Source organism: Confluentibacter citreus (assembly GCF_002807055.1).
GTDB classification, from domain to species: Bacteria; Bacteroidota; Bacteroidia; order Flavobacteriales; family Flavobacteriaceae; genus Confluentibacter; species Confluentibacter citreus.
This window is the reverse complement of sequence record NZ_NIXN01000001.1, coordinates 1,250,553-1,269,711: the sequence shown is the minus strand read 5'-3', so window position 1 is coordinate 1,269,711 and position 19,159 is coordinate 1,250,553. Positions and strand designations below refer to the sequence as shown.

The following is a 19,159-nucleotide window of genomic DNA, read 5'->3' as shown; positions in this document are numbered from 1 at the left end:
GAGTAATGAAAAAAACAATAATTACGCTTAAAATTCTTTTAAGTTATTTTATGGTAGCTGCACAAAATCCTATTGTGCAAACAAATTATACAGCAGATCCAGCTCCGATGGTCTACAACGGTAAGGTATATTTATACACAAGTCACGACGAAGATGAATCTACTTGGTTTACTATGAATGACTGGCGATTATATACTACAGAAGATATGGTCAATTGGACTGATCATGGAGCTGTATTGTCCTATAAAGAATTTAGTTGGGCTAAAATGAATGCGTGGGCTCCTCAATGTATCGAGCGAAAAGGGAAATTTTATATGTATGTACCCATCACGGATCGCCAAGGAAAGAACGGTATTGGTGTTGCCGTTTCTAATAGTCCTTATGGCCCATTCATTGATCCATTAGGAAAACCTTTAATTTCCAATAGCAATGCCGATATCGATCCAAGCGTTTTTATTGATGATGATGGACAAGCCTATTTATTCTGGGGAAATCCTGTTTGTTACTATGTGAAATTGAATGAAAATATGATTTCCTATGAAGGCGAAATCAAACAAATCGCTAATACCATAGAAGCATTTGGCAAGCGTGAAGGAAAGGTAAACGAAGAAAGACCAACAACTTATGAAGAAGGACCTTGGCTATATAAACGTGATAATCTCTATTATTTGTTTTTTGCTGCAGGTCCCATATCAGAACATATCGGTTATTCAACCAGTAAAAATATAACAGGACCTTGGAAATACCAAGGTGTTGTCATGCCTACCCAAGGTAGCGCATTTACCAATCATCCTGGTGTTATCGATTTTAAAGGAAAAAGCTATTTTTTCTATCATAATGGCGCATTGCCTGGAGGTGGTGGTTTTACCCGTTCCGTATGTGTAGAAGAACTTAAATTTAATAAAGACGGCACCATCGCACAGATGAATATGACAGAAGGCATCAAACAGAGTTTAAGCCCGTTAAATCCCTATGCTATAAATGAAGCAGAAACTATAGCTTGGTCGGAAGGCGTAAAGTCCATGGAAAATAATGTTGTTGGTAATTTTATTACGGCAAAATATAATGATGCTTACACCAAAGTCAAAGAAGTAGATTTCCGTAAAGAAGGAGCCTCAAAATTTACGGCAAGAGTTGGCACAACCCATAATGGAAATGTATCTATGGAAATAAGATTGGACAGTAAAGAAGGCGAGCTACTTGGGACGATAAAAGTACCAATGACTGGAGGTAATGACCGCTGGTCGCTACAAACAATTGATATTAACAAAGTAACGGGAATTCACGATTTATATTTTGTTTTCAAAGGAAAGGCAGCTAGTCAGATTATGTATTTTGATTATTGGATGTTTTCTAATTGAAAAACATGCCCCAAAATATATGTGAAGGCAAGCAAAATGAATCAATTGAATAAAAACAGCTAATAACGAAAGTTTTGTAATTATAAATAAAAATGAAAATTATTAATCAACATCTAAAAAACGGAATATTACTGATTTTCGCAATCAGCTATTCTTTTGGTCAAAATCCCCTCATTAGGGATCAGTTTTCTGCCGATCCATCCGCTAGGGTTTTTGGTGACAAAGTTTATGTATTTCCTTCGCATGACATTTTAGCCACCGAAGGCAAAGGACGCAAGGATTGGTTTTGCATGGAAGATTATCATGTGTTTTCTTCTGAAAATTTAACCGATTGGACAGACCATGGTACCATCGTGGAACAAAACAAAGTAGCTTGGGTAAAACCAGATAGTTACAGTATGTGGGCTCCAGATTGTATTGAAAAAGATGGTAAATATTATTTCTATTTTCCATCGACCATTAAAGACTCTCTGACAAATGTTAGAGGCTTCACTATTGGAGTTGCTATTGCCGATAAACCCGAAGGTCCTTATGTTACAGAACCTCTGCCTATTCCAAATGTGAGAGGCATCGACCCGAATGTGTTTATTGATAAAGACGGACAAGCATACATGTACTGGTCGCAAGGAAACATCTTTGGCGCAAAACTAAAAGACAACATGCTTGAACTGGATTCTGAAGTAAAAACACTTGGAGATTTACCAACAAAAGGCTTGAAAGAAGGTCCCTATCTTTTTGAAAGAAACGGCATTTATTATCTAACCTATCCGCATGTTGAAGATAAAATTGAACGTCTAGAATATGCCATTTCAGATAATCCTTTAGGGCCTTTTAAAGTGACTGGCGTTATTATGGATGAATCGCCTACGGGTTGTTGGACCAATCATCAATCCATTATAGAATTTAAAAACCAATGGTATTTGTTTTATCACCACAACGATTATTCTCCCAATTTTGATAAAGCACGTTCCATCAGAGCAGATTACTTAAACTTTAATGCAGATGGCACCATTCAAAAAGTCATTCCTACTTTAAGAGGTGTTGGTGTTGCAAATGCTACCAAACAAATTGAAATAGATAGATATAGTGCGATAAGTGAGCAAGGTGCATCCATTGCTTTTTTAGATACTTTAAATACTTTTAAAGGTTGGAAAACGGTATTCAGTCAACCCAATGCTTGGATACAATATGATAATGTAGATTTTGGTAAAAAGCGTTTAAAATCTATTATTGTAAAAGCTAAGTCTGAAACTGATGCCATTCTGGAAATTAGAAGTAATTCAGCAAATGGCCCTGTCATTGCTGAAGTTAAAATTCCAAAAAGTAGCGATTGGACAGAAATAAAAGTTTCATTAAAAAAGTTTGAATCTAATAATCAAAATCTGTTCACCATATCAAAAACCAATACTGTTGTTGAAACGGATTGGATAAAGTTTGAATAACTCAAATAAATGACAAAGCGATTATTTTTGTATGCTCTTTTTGTGTTTCCTTTTTTATCAGGAAACCTATTTTCCCAAGTTCAAAATGATTGGGAAAATCCTGAAATTATTGGTATAAACAAAGAGAAACCACATGCTTCACTTTTCCTTACAAATGAAAAGGCAAATAATCCCACTATCATTTCTTTAAATGGCATATGGAAATTTAATTGGGCACCAGACCCCCAATCTAGACCAGAGAATTTTTATTCATTGGAATATAATACAGAATCTTGGAATACTATAGTTGTTCCAGGTAATTGGGAGTTACAAGGTTATGATACTCCCATATATTCAAATATACCTTATCATTTTCAAAAAGACCAACCAAGAGTAACTACAGAACCTCCACCGAATTTCACGTTTTATAAAAGTAGAAATCCTGTGGGAAGCTATGTTACCCACTTCGATATTAAGGAATTAAAAAACGAACAAATATTTATCAATTTTGGTGGTGTTAGTTCTGCTATGTATGTTTGGGTTAATGGCAAAAAAGTGGGCTATAGTCAAAATTCTTTTCTGCCCGCTGAATTTGATATTACAGACTATATCCAACTTGGAGAAAACAAATTAGCCGTAGAAGTTTACAGGTTAAGCGACGGCAGTTATCTTGAAGATCAGGACATGTGGCGTTTAAGTGGTATTTTCAGAGATGTAGAGCTTATAATGCGTCCGAAAACATGTATTCGCGACTTTACTGTGTTGGCAGAACCTAATGAAACTTTCAATAGTGCCACTGTAAATATCAAGTTAAATATTGATAATAAATTGGATAAAAATCTTGACGGGTTTTCTGTGGAAGGAACGATATCAGGATATTCTACATTAGGAAATCTGGGGGATATTAAAATATCCAAAAAGGTGGGAACTTTAAATAAACTTTCAGAAAATGTTGTAGAAATAAGTTCCACCCTAATTAATCCACTTTTATGGTCGGCCGAAACACCCAACCTATACAAACTAAATTTAAAATTAATAAACAATAAAAAGGAAATTGTAGAAACCCTTCATTGGAAATTCGGCGTTAGAAAAGCAGAAGTTATTGGTGAAATTTTTTATATGAATGGCAAGCCTATTAAACTAAAAGGCGTGAACAGGCACGAACACCATCCCAGAACGGGAAAATATGTTGATAGACAAACCGTCATCAAAGACATTGAGCTCATGAAACAAGCCAATATCAATATGGTTCGAACCAGTCATTATCCAAACGATTTGCTTTTCTATGAACTATGTGATGAATATGGTATGTATGTCATGGATGAAGCCAATCAAGAATCGCATGGTTATGGAATTGGCAATAAAATTCTTGGTGATGACCCTTTATGGAAAAAAGCGCATGTAGATAGGGCCGTGTCCATGGTTGAAAGGGATAAAAATTATACAAGTATTATTATTTGGTCGTTAGGAAATGAAGGTGGACAAGGGCAAAACCTCATAGCGATGGCAGATGCCATAAAAGACATAGACCCTACAAGACTTATTTTTTCAGACTCACAAAGAGATATTTCAGCTTTATATGATGAAAGTTATTTAACCCCTGAAAACGCAAAGAAACTTGCAAAAGAAATAAATGACAAACCATTCTTTATGCGCGAGTACATGCATGCCATGGGTAATTCAGGAGGCAATCTTCAAGAGTATTGGGATGTTTTTTATGATGACCCTAGTATGACGGGAGCTGCTATATGGGATTGGGTTGATCAAGGAATAGCAAAAAAAATAGATGGTTCTAAGCTAAAATATCCCAACAATCCTGCCCAATTAACTTTAGAAGACGATGAGTATTGGGCTTATGGAGGTGATTTTGGTGATGTACCAAATGATGGCCCTTTCTGTAATAATGGCTTGATTGGCCCAGACAGAATACCTCATCCACACTATTACGAAGTTCAAAAAGTTTATCAGAATATTACTTTTAAATTAGATGACATAAAGAGTCAAAAAATTAAAATAAGTAATCTTTATGATTTCACAACTACAGATAATTTTGATTTTGTTTATGACCTTCTTTCAGATGGAAAAATTATAGAAACTGGCTTAGTGCCATGTCCAACTATTTTACCAGGGAAATCTGAAGACATTCCTTTTAACTTAAAATCGGATTTAAATACCTTCAAAAGTGAAATAATCCTAAATATTTATGCCAAATTAAAAAAGGCAACGTTATGGGCCAATCCAGGTTTTACAGTAGCCAAAGAACAGTTTATTCTAAAAACTATAGAGCTACAAAAAATAAGTATTGGAGGAGATATTATTATTAAAGAAACTCCAAACGCTGTCAATGTTGAGACAAATCATTTTAAATATAATTTTGATAAATTGAATGGTGCTTTAACCTCATGGACAACCAATGATATCGAATTATTAAAAGGCAGCTTAGAACCTTATTTCTGGAAACCACCAAATAATAATCAAATAAATAACAGATACGAACAACGTCTCGGAAAATGGAAACATGCCGATGCGTCCAGAAAAGTGACTAAAATTAATGTTGAAAAGCAAGCGGGTTTGACTGTTATAACGTTTGATATGGAGTTGCCAGAAATTGGTGCGTCCTACAAGTTAATATATATTATTAATGGAGATGGGAAAGTACAAGTAGAAGCGTCATATATTCCTGTTTCGGAAAACATTCCATTAATACCAAAATTTGGCATGAGAATGAGAATTCCATCAAATTTGAATCAGATAAATTGGTACGGTCGGGGTCCTTATGAAAATTACCCCGATCGAAAAACTGCCAGTTTTATAGGACTAAATCAGTTAAAATTGAATAACTTTATAACCCATTATATTTACCCACAAGATAACGCCAATCGTGGCGATGTTCGTTGGTTTTCGCTTTCAAACCAAAATGAAAGCATCATGATTTATGGTCTCCAACCATTAAATTTTAGAGCTTGGCCCTATACTGAAGAAGATCTAGAAAAAGCAAAACACCCCTATGAACTAAAAGACCGCGATTTCATAAATTTGAATATTGATTTGAATATTCATGGTGTTGGTGGAGTCGATTCTTGGGGCGCCCGTACTTTAGACAAATATACCAATGATGGAAACAAACCTTATACTTATGCTTTCATCATGGAATATAAAAATGATAAATAAAATATAAACACAATTAAATAACAAATATATTAAACAATGAAAAAGACGCAATTAATACTCCTATCATCCATCATGGCTTTGGCCTCACTCAGCGGAGTTAATGGACAGACTAAAAAAAGCAAAGTTAAAAATCCACCTGTATTTTCAAACTTTGTTTACCAAGGCAACGACCAAGTATACATAGACAATCCCTTGAAACCAGATGAGTTTTACACACCTGTTTTACAAGGCTGCTATCCTGACCCAGCTATCACTAGAAAAGGCGATGATTATTATATGGTTTGTTCATCATTTGCCATGTTTCCGGGTGTGCCTATTTTTCACTCAAAAGATTTGGTTAACTGGACTGACTTAGGAGGTGTTTTAAATAATGTAGCAGAATTCAATCCTCATGATACGGGTATTAGCCAAGGTGTTTACGCCCCAGGTATTACCTATAATCCTCACAACGATACGTTTTACATGATTGTGACGGCTTTTTCAGGTGGATTAGGAAACATTATCGTGAAAACAAAAGACCCAATGAAAGGTTGGGGAAGCCCAATTAAACTTGGATTTGGCGGTATTGATCCTTCTATTTTCTTTGATGATGATGGTAAAGGCTACATCGTTCATAATGATGCACCCGATAAAGATAAAGAACAATATAGTGGTCATCGTGTTATAAAAGTTTGGGACTATGATGTTGAAAATGACAAGGTAATACCTGGAACTGATAAGATTATAGTTGACGGTGGTGTGGATATCACCAAAAAACCTATTTGGATTGAAGCACCTCATATTTACAAGAAGGATGGTAGCTATTATTTAATGTGTGCTGAAGGTGGTACAGGTGATTGGCACAGTGAAGTTATCTTTAAAAGTGATAGTCCTAGAGGCCCATATATCCCAGCACCTAGCAACCCAATCCTTACCCAAAGACATTTTCCTAAAGACCGTAAGAATAAAGTGGATTGGGCAGGACATGCCGATTTGGTAAAAGGTCCAAACGATCAATATTATGGTGTGTTTTTAGCGGTTCGTCCTAACGAAGAACATAGAGTAAACACAGGTCGTGAAACCTTTATTTTACCAGTAGATTGGTCAGGAGAATTTCCTATTTTTGAAAACGGATTAGTTCCTTTAGAGCCAAAATTAAAAATGCCTGAAGGTGCACAAAACAAAACTGGCAAAGAGGGATTTTTTCCTAACGGAAATTTTACATTTTCTGATAACTTTACTTCAGAAAAATTGGATAACCGTTGGATAGGTTTAAGAGGCCCACGTGAAGCATTTATATCAAAAACAAAAAATGGGTTACAAATTAATCCGTTTGACACCAATATCAAGGAAATGAAGCCTACATCTACGCTTTTCCATCGTCAAATGCATAATACGTTTTCATTAACTACAACTTTAGCATATAAACCAAACTCAGAAAAAGATTTGGCGGGCGTTGTTGCATTACAAAATGAAAACTCAAATTACGTGTTTGGTATCACCAAAAAAGGTGAAGATTATTTCTTGTTGTTACAAAAAAACCAACGTAAACAGAGAAGTCGTGAAACAGAATCTACTATTGTTGGCAGCACTAAAATTGATGTTAAAAACCCTGTTACTCTTCAAATAAAAGCAAATGGTGATAAATACGATTTTGGTTATTCAACAAATGGAACTGATTTCGTAAATGTGGGTGGAACTGTTTCAGGAGACATTCTATCTACAGATGTTGCTGGAGGTTTTACTGGTGCTTTATTAGGTCTTTATGCAACTACTGCTAATGATGCTGTGCCTCAATAGAGATATAAGATACAAATAAACTAAACAAACATGAAGTGCATTTATTGGATAGGTTTATTGTCATTATTTATTGTTGGCTGTGGCACAAAAAATTATGAAAAAACAGCTTTAGGATTAAAGACATCTATTGATTCCACAACAGTGGACATTCAGTTTTTTTCGCCTAGAATTGTTAGAATTTTAAAGTATCCACAAGATTCCGTAATTGATAAAAAAAGCCTTTCGGTGGTTAAAACACCTGAAAAGATGAATTTAAACATTTCGGAAGATGAAAATTATTTCACAATAAGTAGCAATAGTTTATCAGTAAAGTTAAACCGAAAGTCTGGAGAGATTGCGTATGCTGATTCAAACGGCAATTCGTTATTTACGGAAGCGGCACCAGGTTCTGATTTTACACCTAACAATGATGCTGGAGAAAGCACCTTTAAAGTAAGCCAATCATTCCAATTGGAGCCAGATGAAGCTATTTATGGGTTAGGCATTCTGCAACAAGGCAAGATGTCCCAAAGAAACCAAGAAGTTTATATGGTTCAAGGCAACACACAAGACTATGTACCCTTTTTCCAATCGGTAAAAGGGTACGGTCTTTTTTGGGACAACTACTCGCCTACCACATTTAAAGATGATGCTGATGGAACACAGTTCAGTTCCGAAGTTGGCACTTCTATCGATTATTATTTTATGTTGGGTGGTAATGCCGATGGCGTTATTGCTGAAATGAGAGATCTTACAGGACAAGCACCGATGTTCCCATTATGGACATTCGGTTTTTGGCAAAGCAAAGAACGCTACAAAAGTCAGGAAGAAACTGTTGGCGTTGTAGAAAAACACCGTGAATTAGGGGTTCCTATTGATGGTATTATTCAGGATTGGCAATATTGGGGAGACAATTACCATTGGAATGCTATGGAATTTTTAAATCCGCAATTTCCAAATCCACAAAAATTTGTGGATGATGTGCACAACTTAAACGCACACATGATTATTTCCATCTGGTCTTCTTTTGGTCCTGAAACTAAGGTATACAAAGAATTGAAAGGCAAGGACATGTTGATGAATTTTGCAACGTGGCCTTTATCAGGAAAAGATGTTTGGCCTCCAGATATGGATTATCCTTCTGGTGTGGTTGTTTACGATCCCTACAACCCAGAAGCAAGAGACATTTATTGGAAGTATCTTAATAACGGCCTTTTCTCTTTGGGAATGGATGGCTGGTGGATGGATTCTACAGAACCAGACCACCTGAATGCCAAACCTGAAGATTTAGATACCAAAACCTATCTGGGTTCTTTCAGAAAAGTACGCAATGCATTTCCTTTAATGACGGTTGGTGGCGTGTATGATCATCAAAGGGACGTAACATCAGACAAACGTGTCTTTATTTTAACACGTTCGGCTTTTGCTGGTCAACAACGTTATGGAGCAAATACCTGGACCGGCGATGTAACGTCTTCTTGGGAAGCTCTTAAAAATCAAATTCCTGCCGGACTTAATTTCTCTATGACTGGTATCCCTTATTGGAATACGGATATAGGCGGTTTCTTTTTAACTAAATATCCAAAGAAATTAGACGACCCAGACTATAAAGAACTTTATGCACGATGGTTACAATTCGGAACCTTTTCTACCATGATGCGTTCCCATGGCGCCGATGCCCCAAGGGAAATATTTCAATTCGGTAAAAAAGGCGATGCCATTTATGATGCCATTGAAAAATTCATCCATTTACGTTATAGTTTATTACCATACATTTATTCTACTTCTCATGATGTTACCGCAAACCAGTCAAGTATGACACGTGCTTTGGTAATGGATTTTACTTCAGATAAAAACACACATGACATTAACAATCAGTACATGTTTGGTAAATCTATATTAGTAGCACCAGTAACAACCTCCATGTACACTAAAGATGTTACTGTAGGTGGAAAATCAAATAAAATTGAAGACTTCAGTACGGTAAAATCTTCAGAAGTTTATTTACCTGCCAACTCCGCTTGGTATGATTTCTGGACGAATGAAAAACATGATGGAGGAAAAACCATAAGTAAAGAAACACCCATAGATATCATGCCACTATATGTGAAAGCTGGAAGCATCATTCCTTTTGGACCTCAAGTACAATATGCAGAAGAGAAAGATTGGTCGAATCTCGAAATACGTGTATACGCTGGTGCAAATGGTGAGTTCAACCTATATGAAGACGAAAACGACAATTATAATTATGAAAAAGGTGCATTTTCCTTAATCAAATTCACATGGGATGATGCCAATAAAAAACTAACCATTGCAAAAAGGGAAGGCTCTTTTGATGGTATGTTGGAAAACCGTTCTTTTAATATTGTTTTTGTTGATGGAAAAAATGAACCAATCTCTAAATCCATTAATTATAAAGGTGATATGGTAGAATTACAATTATGAAAAAATTTAATATTACCATAATAGGTTTATTAATCCTTATTACTGAAATAAGTGTAGGTCAAAACCCAATTATACAAACCATGTACACGGGTGATCCTGCTCCCGTGGTTTATAACGATACATTATTTCTGTATGTTGGTCATGATGAAGACAAAAATCCTCTCAACTCATTTTTAATGAGGGAATATTCACTTTTCACAACAACAGATATGGTGAATTGGACAGCTCATAAAACACCATTAAAAACCAGTGATTTTAAATGGTCTGCAGGAGATGCCAGTGCAGCGCAATGTATTGAACGAAATGGCAAATATTATTGGTACATTTCTTCTCTAAATAAAACATCTCCAGGTGTTAGTGTTGGTGTAGCAGTATCAGATAGCCCTTATGGACCATTTAAAGACGCATTAGGCAAGGCTTTAATAACCAATAACATGACTACGTTTGGCAAACATTCATGGGATGATCTGGATCCCACGGTGATGATTAACGATGATGGACAAGCTTACCTTTACTGGGGAAATAATGCGTGTTATTGGGCTAAATTGAATGAAGACATGACTTCTTTAGCAAGTCCAATTACCGCCTTGGATATTTTTGATAAATCGGCTTTTGGGCCTGACTTTGAAGAAGCGCCGTGGGTTTACAAAAAAAATAAAACTTACTACATGATATATGCTTCAAATGTGGTTGAGTCCATTCATTACACCACGAGCAAAAGTCCTGAGGGACCATGGAACTATGGCGGATTAATAATGCCACACATGGGCAAAAGCGGATCAAATCATCCAGGAATCATAGACTACAAAGGACATTCATATTTTTTCTACCACAATGCAGCACTACCTGATGGCGGTGATTTTAATCGTTCGGTTTGTGTTGAGGAATTTAAATATAATCCTGATGGTTCCATTCCTGAGATGACCATGACAGATGGTATCACAAAAGGTGTTGGAACATTAAACCCTTTTAAAAGAACAGAAGCAGAAACCATCGCATGGTCTGAAGGCCTAAAACTTGACGAAAACAACGAAGTTGGTGTATATGTAACGTCTATTCATAATAACGATTATATCAAAGTGCGTGATGTGGATTTTGGCAGCAATGGAGTATCCAAATTTGAGGCAAGTGTCTCAAGTCGATATTTTGGCGGGGAGATTGAAATTCATGTTGACAGCTTATTTGGTGAATTAGTTGGGACATTAAAAATACCTTATATTGGAGATTGGGATGATTGGGAATTGTTAAGTACTGATATTAAAAATATTAAAGGCGTTCATGACCTATATTTTGTTTTCAAAGGAAGAGAACCGCATGTTTTATTCAATTTCGATTATTGGAAATTTTCGAAATAATTTGTTTTGAATTTTCATTTTCAAAGCAAAACCTACATCCATAATTAGAGAATTATAAATTGATTATTAGTTTTATAAAAATAAAGTATTAAAATTTAAGAATTAGAATTGACTTTTACTGAAATCAAGAGTCTAATATAACCCAATACCAATCTTCCTACTTTAACCTGATAATTCATTATCTGAAAATCAGTATCATGAAACCATTGGGTTTTAGAATTAAAATATCAAATAATGAAAGATGATGATGGAATAATTCCATATCTGAATTAATAAATTTAAAGTATCAAATGAATTATTTTAAACGTCGTGTAAGTCTCGTCCTTTTTCTAATCTTCGCCTTAACTCTAAACGCACAAAATGGTCATGATATATGGCTTCAAAATAAAAAGGCAAAACCCGTTAATGTCACAACTACAAAACAATCCCCTACTATTGATATCGCAAAAAATGAATTAATAAATGGTTGGCAAGGCGCAGAAGGATCTACCATAACTTTAACCATAAAAAAAGACAAATCCTTACATACGGATGGATTTAAGATAACACCGACCAGTATACAAGCAAACACTGATTTAGGAATTCTATACGGCGTTTACGAGCTTTTAAGAAAACAACAAACAGAAAGCACAATTAAAGATGAAAGCATTAATCCATCTTACGATAGACGCGTTCTAAACCATTGGGACAATCCTAATGGAAGTATAGAACGCGGATATGCCGGTAAGTCCTTATTTTGGCATTTTGGCAAAGATTCTTTAGACGTTACAGAAAGTGATATAAAACTTTGGAAAGAATATGCCAGAGCAAATGCGTCTGTGGGCATTAATGGCGCTGTTCTTAACAATGTCAATGCATCGCCCATGATGCTAACACAAGGGTATTTAGAAAAAGTGAAAGCCATTGCCGATGTGTTGCGTCCCTATGGTGTTAAAACATACCTTTCCATTAAATTTTCTTCCCCTTCATTGATTGGAGGTTTAAAAACCTCAGATCCTTTGGATGCTGAAGTCATAAAATGGTGGAACAATAAAGTAAAAGACATTTATAAACTCATACCCGACTTTGGTGGCTTTTTGGTAAAAGCCAGCAGTGAAGGGCAACCAGGACCACAAGATTATGGTCGTACACATGCCGATGGGGCTAACATGTTGGCTGATGCCTTTAAGCCATTTAATGGTATAGTTATGTGGCGAGCCTTCGTTTACATTGCCAATGATGAAGATAGAGCTAAACAAGCTTATAATGAATTTGTTCATCTTGATGGTAAATTTAGGGATAATGTTATTATTCAAGTTAAAAACGGCCCTATTGATTTTCAACCTAGAGAACCGTTTAGCCCACTATTTGGTGCCCTTAAAAAAACGGCTATCATGCCAGAATTACAGATTACACAAGAATACTTAGGCCATTCCATCCATTTAGCCTATCTGGCTCCTATGTGGAAAGAGTTTTTAGACAGTGACACTTACCAAGAAGGGAAAGGCAGTACTGTAGCAAAAACTACTGATGGTAGCCTTTTTGATCAAAAAATATCGGCTATTGCAGGGGTAGCGAATACTGGATTAGATAACAATTGGACCGGACATACATTTGCGCAATCCAATTGGTATGCTTTTGGACGTTTGGCATGGAACCATGAACTGTCAAACGAGCAAATAGCAGACGAATGGGTGAAGCTAACCTTCTCTCCTTTTGACCTTTCAAACAGTGAAAATAAAACTGATTTCTCTAAAAGTGATTGGTCAAATAATTTCCTTAAACCAGTAAAACAAATGATGCTGGATAGCCGTGAAGCCATAGTAGATTATATGATGCCTTTAGGTCTGCACCATATTTTTTCTGCAAACGAACATTATGGCCCTGGGCCTTGGTATGGTCCTGCTAGAGCTCGAAAAGATTGGACATCGCTTTACTATCATAAAGCAGATAGTTTAGGAATTGGTTTTGATAGAACACCTACAGGAAGTAATGCTACCATCCAATATGAAGAGCCCCTTCGTTCGCAATTGAATAACATAGAAACATGCCCGGAAAACGTATTATTATGGTTCCATCATGTGCCATGGGATTATAAAATGAAGAATGGTAAAAGTCTATGGGATAATCTTGCCTATCGTTATGATGCTGGTGTAAAAAAAGTTAGGGAATTCCAAAAAATATGGGACATGGCAAAACCTTATGTAGATAATCAAAGATTTGTCGAAGTTCAAAGCAAACTACGTAACCAAAGTAGAAATGCCCAAGTTTGGAAAGATGCCTGCTTACTTTATTTCCAAGAATTTAGCAACATGCCTATACCTTATGATATAGAACGCCCTATGCACGATTTAGAAGATTTAAAAATAAGCACCATGAAAAGACCACTAGACTATAAATAACCATATCAAACACACTTATATCATGAAAAAATATTTCAACATTATATTATTCGCAACTTTATTAATGGTTGTAAATTGTTCTTATTCCCAAGACCCTAATTTCCATATTTATTTAAATTTTGGACAATCTAATATGGAAGGAAGTGCACGAATTGAAGCACAGGACACCATAAATGTGAATGATCGCTTTCAAGTTTTGGAAGCTGTTGATTGTCCTAATTTAGATCGGGAAAAAGGTAAATGGTACACAGCCGTTCCTCCATTATGCCGTTGCAGAACAGGACTTTCCCCCACTGATTACTTTGGAAGAACGATGGTAGACAATCTTCCAGAAAATGTTAAAGTTGGTGTTATAAATGTTTCTATTGGAGGCTGTAAAATTGAATTGTTTGATAAAGACAAATACCAAGAATATTTAACAAATGTACCTGGTTGGATGACCAATATGGTAAAAGAGTATGATGGGAATCCTTATGGACGCCTTGTTGAAATGGCGAAATTAGCCCAAAAAGATGGTGTTATAAAAGGGATTCTGTTGCATCAAGGCGAATCAAACACTAATGATACACTTTGGACTAAAAAAGTGAAAATTGTTTATGACAATTTAATGAAAGATTTAAACCTTAATCCAGCAGATGTTCCTCTTTTAGCTGGAGAAACCGTTCATGAAGACCAAGGTGGTGTTTGTGCGAGCATGAACAAAATCATAGCAACATTACCAGAAACAATTCCTAATTCATACGTTATTTCATCTCAAGGTTGTACCGACGGCCCTGATAATCTCCATTTTAACGCTGAAGGTTATAGAACTTTTGGTAAGAGATATGCAACAAAAATGTTATCTTTATTAGGTTACAATAATATTAAAACCGACTGATAACAAGATATATAACCTACCCAACTAAAAAACCAACTAAACTAAATAAAACTTTAATGCAAAAATCAGCTAACATTTCCATCATTAAGCAATCGGTTGTTTTAGTAATTATTTTTTTATTATTTCTGACATGTAAATTCACTTATGCCCAAGAAATAATTCAATTATACACTTCTAATATTCCAAACTCTAAAGTATCAGATATCAAAGAATCTGGAGAAGGTATGTACAGAAATGTTACCACTCCTACCCTAGAATACTTTAAACCTAATCCTGACAAAGCTTCTGGAGCCGCTATTATTATTGTTCCCGGTGGTGGTTACAGTGTGGTGGTTTATCAAGGTGAAGGTGTTACAAACGCTAAAGCACTGGCAGAACAAGGCATCGCTGTATTTGTATTAAAATACCGTTTACCTAATGACGCGATTATGCAAGACAAGAAAATTGGTCCATTACAAGATGCGCAACAAGCTATCAAATTAGTTAGGGAAAACGCTGAAAAATGGGGATTGGATAAAAACAAAATAGGCATTATGGGCTTTTCAGCGGGAGGTCATTTAGCTTCAACCGCTGCCACTCATTTCGAAAAATCTTATATTGAAAATTCAAATAATACCAGTTTACGTCCAGATTTTCAAATTTTGGTATATCCCGTTATTAGCATGACCGATAGTTTAACACATACTGGCTCTCGCGATGCTTTAATAGGTAAAAATCCGAGTAAGGAAGATATCCACCTTTTTTCAAATGAAATGCAGATTAACGCCAATACCCCACCAGCATATCTAACCCACACGGCGGATGATAAAACAGTGGATGTAGATAACAGTATTGTCTATTTCCAAAAACTAAGACATAATAAAGTAGATGCAGAAATGCATATTTATCCGAAGGGAGACCACGGATTTATTTTTAGACACCCAGGTTGGATGAACCCATTATTTGAGTGGATGAAAAGAAATGAATTACTAAAATAATAACTTTATATATGACATTAAAAATGAACCAAAAATTATTTAACACCATACTTCTTCTTTTTATCAGTGCCATTGCAATTTCTCAACCAGCAAGAAGACCTGAGTTTGATTCACCACAAGTTAATTCAGATAATACCGTAACGTTTAAATTCTTGGCCCCTAATGCCAATTCAGTAAAGCTCAATACACAAATAGAAAATGGTTCGGTTGATATGGTTAAAGATGAATCAGGTATATGGAGCGCAACTATTGGTCCGGTAAAACCAGATATGTACCCTTATGCTTTTAATGTTGATGGCATTCAAGTAGCAGATCCAAAAAACACAAATATTTTCCCTAATGAAGGATTTCAGAATAGCATCGTAGAAATAACTGGAAATAATCCATTGGTACATACAATTAAAGATGTGCCTCATGGTACAGTATCTTATAGATATTACACCTCTCCAGAATTAGGTGAAAGACCTGTTGTTATTTATACTCCACCAGGGTATGAAACGAGCACAGACAAAACATATCCAATACTTTATTTACTCCATGGAAGTTCTGATACCGAAGAAACTTGGACAAAAGTGGGTCGCGCAAATATTATTTTAGACAATCTTATAGCTCAAGGAAAAGCGAAGCCAATGATTATCGTCATGCCATATGGAAGAGCTTATCCTTCGATAAGTAAATCAGCTGGAAGTTTAAGAAATTGGGACAATCTTCAGGAAATAAAAAAAGATTTTTTAAATTATCTTTTTCCATTCATAAACGAAAACTACAGAGTTAAAGAAGACCGAAATTCCCATGCCATTGCTGGTTTTTCTGGCGGTGGTGGTACAAGTCTATTTATGGGCTTAAATAATCCAGATATGTTTAGTTGGGTAGCTGGTTTTGCACCTGGCATGCTGCCTAATGAATTTGAGCGTAATAACGCTGTTGCTTTTGAGAATCCTGCTCAAACCAATAAAAATTTAGACCTTTTTTGGATTGGAGTTGGTGAAGATGATTTCACCTACCGAGTTGTAAAAGAGTATTTTGAATTATTGGATAGTAAAGGGATTAAATACGAGCGTTTTATATCTGGTGGTGGACATACTTGGATGAATTGTAAACTCTATTTATCCATCTTAGCAGAAAAACTTTTTAAATGATACATATGAATTTTAAATTAAATATAAAAATGAGAAAAAGTATTTACTTATGGCTTTTCGCAGTTGTGTTTATGCTACAATTTAGCACATTTGCCCAACCCCCAAGAGGCCCTTTTGTTCGTTCTCCTCAAGTACACAACGATAAAACCGTCACTTTTGAATATTTAGCTCCCAATGCACAAAAGGTCATGCTAAGTGGGCAATTTTTAAATAGTGCTGTTGAAATGACCAAAGGTGAACAAGGCATTTGGCGTGTAACGGTTGGTCCAGTTCAACCAGATATCTATCCTTATAATTTTGTGGTTGATGGTACTTCCGTGATGGACCCTGGGAATGTTGATTATTTCCCTAATGAACGTTTTAAAGGAAGTATATTATTGGTGCCAGGAGATGAACCGCGCATGTATGAATTAAGAGATGTGCCCCATGGCTCCGTAAATTACGAATATTATCCTTCCATTGAAGGTTCTACGGGTTCATTAGTAGTTTATACACCTCCCGGATATGATGCTTCTCCAGATAAATCGTATCCTGTTTTCTATCTTATTAGCGGAACCACAGATACCGAAGAAACTTTTTTTAAAGTGGGAAGAACCAATTGGATTTTAGATAATCTGATTGCTGAAGGACTTGCAGAACCCATGATTGTAGTGATGCCAAATGGCAATACGGCCGCTAGAATAGCGGAACAAAATGGTGGTGCTAAACCAGATGATCCCGCAAGAGATACTGAGGCTGCATTTGAAAGAATGAAACAATTAGAAGATGATTTAATAAAACAAATAATCCCTTATGTAGAGTCTAACTACAGAGCCATAAAAGACAGAGAAAGTAGAGCTATTGCTGGATTTTCAAGAGGTGGCGGACAAACTTTAAGAGTTGCTTATGGCAATATGGATACGTTTGCCTGGGTGTGTTCTTATGCGGCTTCGGCGTCTCCAAAAGACATGGATACCGATTTTATTTCCGTTAGTAGTAATCCAGAACAAACCAATAAAATGCTAAAATTAAATTGGGTAAGTGTAGGTAATTCCGATTTTATGTACCCTTCAACAATGGAGTACATTAAATATCTTGATGAACATAAAATTAAGTTTCAAAGCTTAATTACTGCGGGTGGACATACTTGGATGAATGTTAAAAAATATGTCACCGAAACAGCCCAATTACTATTTAAAAAATAAGCATCATGAAAAAATTTATATATACAGCTTTTATACTTTTCACGTCAATTCAATTGGTTAGTGCCCAGAGAGCACCTAGGTTGAGTTCTCCTGATGTTGATAAAAATAATAATGTTACTTTCAGATATTTTGCACCAAACGCCAAAGAAGTGTTGTTAAGTACCGAAATTCTTTCTAAAGAGCTTGCTATGAAAAAAGACGATAAAGGTGTATGGACAGCGACTCTTTCAAAAGTAAAACCAGATATTTATCCATACAGCTTTAAAGTGGACGGTGTAGAGACAGAAGACCCCAACAATACCTATGTATTTGCCAACGAACGTTTCAAAAGAAGTATTGTGGATGTTCCGGGCAACAAACCACTAGTGCATTCCTTAAGAAATGTGCCTCATGGAAAAATTAGTTATCGTTATTACAAGTCTGAATCATTAAATACCACAAGACGATTATTGGTTTACACACCTCCGGGATTTAATATGCAGGACGGAAAAAAATATCCTGTTCTTTACTTAATCCACGGTGGCTCGGATACTGAAGAAACGTGGACTAAAGTTGGGAAAGCTAATTTAATTGCCGATAATTTAATTGCCGATGGAAAAGCCGTACCCATGATTATTGTTATGCCTTACGGAAATGTGCGTCCGTCACCCATGCCAGATTTCACAAAAGATGTTATGAATGATGTCATTCCTTTTATTGAAAGCAACTATCCAGTTTACACGGACACAGCAAATAGAGCTGTCGCTGGGTTTTCAGTTGGCGGGGGTCAAACATTAAACATTGGTTTAACCAACACCGATAAATTCTCTTATATTTTTTCTTATGCGCCTTATACAGCTACAGAAGAGTTTTCTAAGAATTTCACTAATTGGAATCCAGATGCAAAAAAAATAAATGAACAACTAAAATTATTTACCATCAGCGTAGGCACAGAAGATTTTCTATATGAAAGTGTGAAAGGAAACCTAGCCATGTTTAAGGAAAAAAAAATCGAAGTAGAACCTATAATAGTTTCTGGTGGCCATACTTGGATGAACTGTAAACTCTTTTTAGCAAATTCATTACAACAAGTTTTTAAATAATTAGGATC

The 19,159-nt window shown here is 35.7% G+C and carries 12 protein-coding genes; all 12 read left to right on the top strand.

Annotation, left to right across the window (positions count from 1 at the left end):
* Window positions 1-5 precede the first annotated feature (5 nt).
* The gene (locus tag CDH49_RS05520; protein WP_100614367.1) at window positions 6-1,361 is read left to right on the top strand and encodes a glycoside hydrolase family 43 protein; all 1,356 of its coding nucleotides are present in this window, start codon (window positions 6-8) and stop codon (window positions 1,359-1,361) included.
* A gap of 92 nt (window positions 1,362-1,453) precedes the next feature.
* A complete protein-coding gene (locus CDH49_RS05515) occupies window positions 1,454-2,803 on the top strand; it encodes a family 43 glycosylhydrolase (protein WP_100614366.1) in 1,350 nt (449 codons plus the stop codon).
* A 9-nt stretch (window positions 2,804-2,812) separates the two neighbouring features.
* The gene (locus CDH49_RS05510) at window positions 2,813-5,953 is read left to right on the top strand and encodes a glycoside hydrolase family 2 TIM barrel-domain containing protein (RefSeq protein WP_100614365.1); all 3,141 of its coding nucleotides are present in this window, start codon (window positions 2,813-2,815) and stop codon (window positions 5,951-5,953) included.
* Between the two features lie 36 nt (window positions 5,954-5,989).
* Complete coding sequence (locus CDH49_RS05505) at window positions 5,990-7,732, top strand: glycoside hydrolase family 43 protein (protein WP_100614364.1); 1,743 nt, start codon at window positions 5,990-5,992, stop codon at window positions 7,730-7,732.
* Between the two features lie 30 nt (window positions 7,733-7,762).
* Entirely contained in the window at window positions 7,763-10,156 is a 2,394-nt protein-coding gene (locus tag CDH49_RS05500; RefSeq protein WP_100614363.1) for a glycoside hydrolase family 31 protein, read from the top strand.
* On the top strand, window positions 10,153-11,511 hold the full coding sequence (locus CDH49_RS05495) for a glycoside hydrolase family 43 protein (RefSeq protein ID WP_100614362.1): 1,359 nt from the start codon (window positions 10,153-10,155) through the stop codon (window positions 11,509-11,511). The genes CDH49_RS05500 and CDH49_RS05495 overlap by 4 nt, the downstream gene beginning before the upstream one ends.
* A gap of 290 nt (window positions 11,512-11,801) precedes the next feature.
* Window positions 11,802-13,892, top strand: a complete 2,091-nt coding sequence (locus tag CDH49_RS05490) for an alpha-glucuronidase (RefSeq protein WP_100614361.1) — start codon at window positions 11,802-11,804, stop codon at window positions 13,890-13,892.
* 22 nt (window positions 13,893-13,914) lie between these two features.
* Window positions 13,915-14,769, top strand: coding sequence for a sialate O-acetylesterase (locus tag CDH49_RS05485; protein ID WP_100614360.1), 855 nt, complete (start codon window positions 13,915-13,917; stop codon window positions 14,767-14,769).
* A gap of 56 nt (window positions 14,770-14,825) precedes the next feature.
* Window positions 14,826-15,746, top strand: a complete 921-nt coding sequence (locus CDH49_RS05480) for an alpha/beta hydrolase (RefSeq protein ID WP_100614359.1) — start codon at window positions 14,826-14,828, stop codon at window positions 15,744-15,746.
* Between the two features lie 23 nt (window positions 15,747-15,769).
* Window positions 15,770-16,885 (top strand): esterase, encoded by a 1,116-nt coding sequence (locus CDH49_RS05475; RefSeq protein ID WP_100614509.1) that lies wholly within the window; start codon window positions 15,770-15,772, stop codon window positions 16,883-16,885.
* 29 nt (window positions 16,886-16,914) lie between these two features.
* Window positions 16,915-18,069, top strand: a complete 1,155-nt coding sequence (locus CDH49_RS05470) for an esterase (protein WP_100614508.1) — start codon at window positions 16,915-16,917, stop codon at window positions 18,067-18,069.
* A gap of 5 nt (window positions 18,070-18,074) precedes the next feature.
* Window positions 18,075-19,151 carry an esterase gene (locus tag CDH49_RS05465; protein WP_100614358.1) on the top strand — a complete coding sequence of 359 codons (1,077 nt, stop codon included), beginning with the start codon at window positions 18,075-18,077 and terminating at the stop codon, window positions 19,149-19,151.
* Window positions 19,152-19,159: the final 8 nt, after the last annotated feature.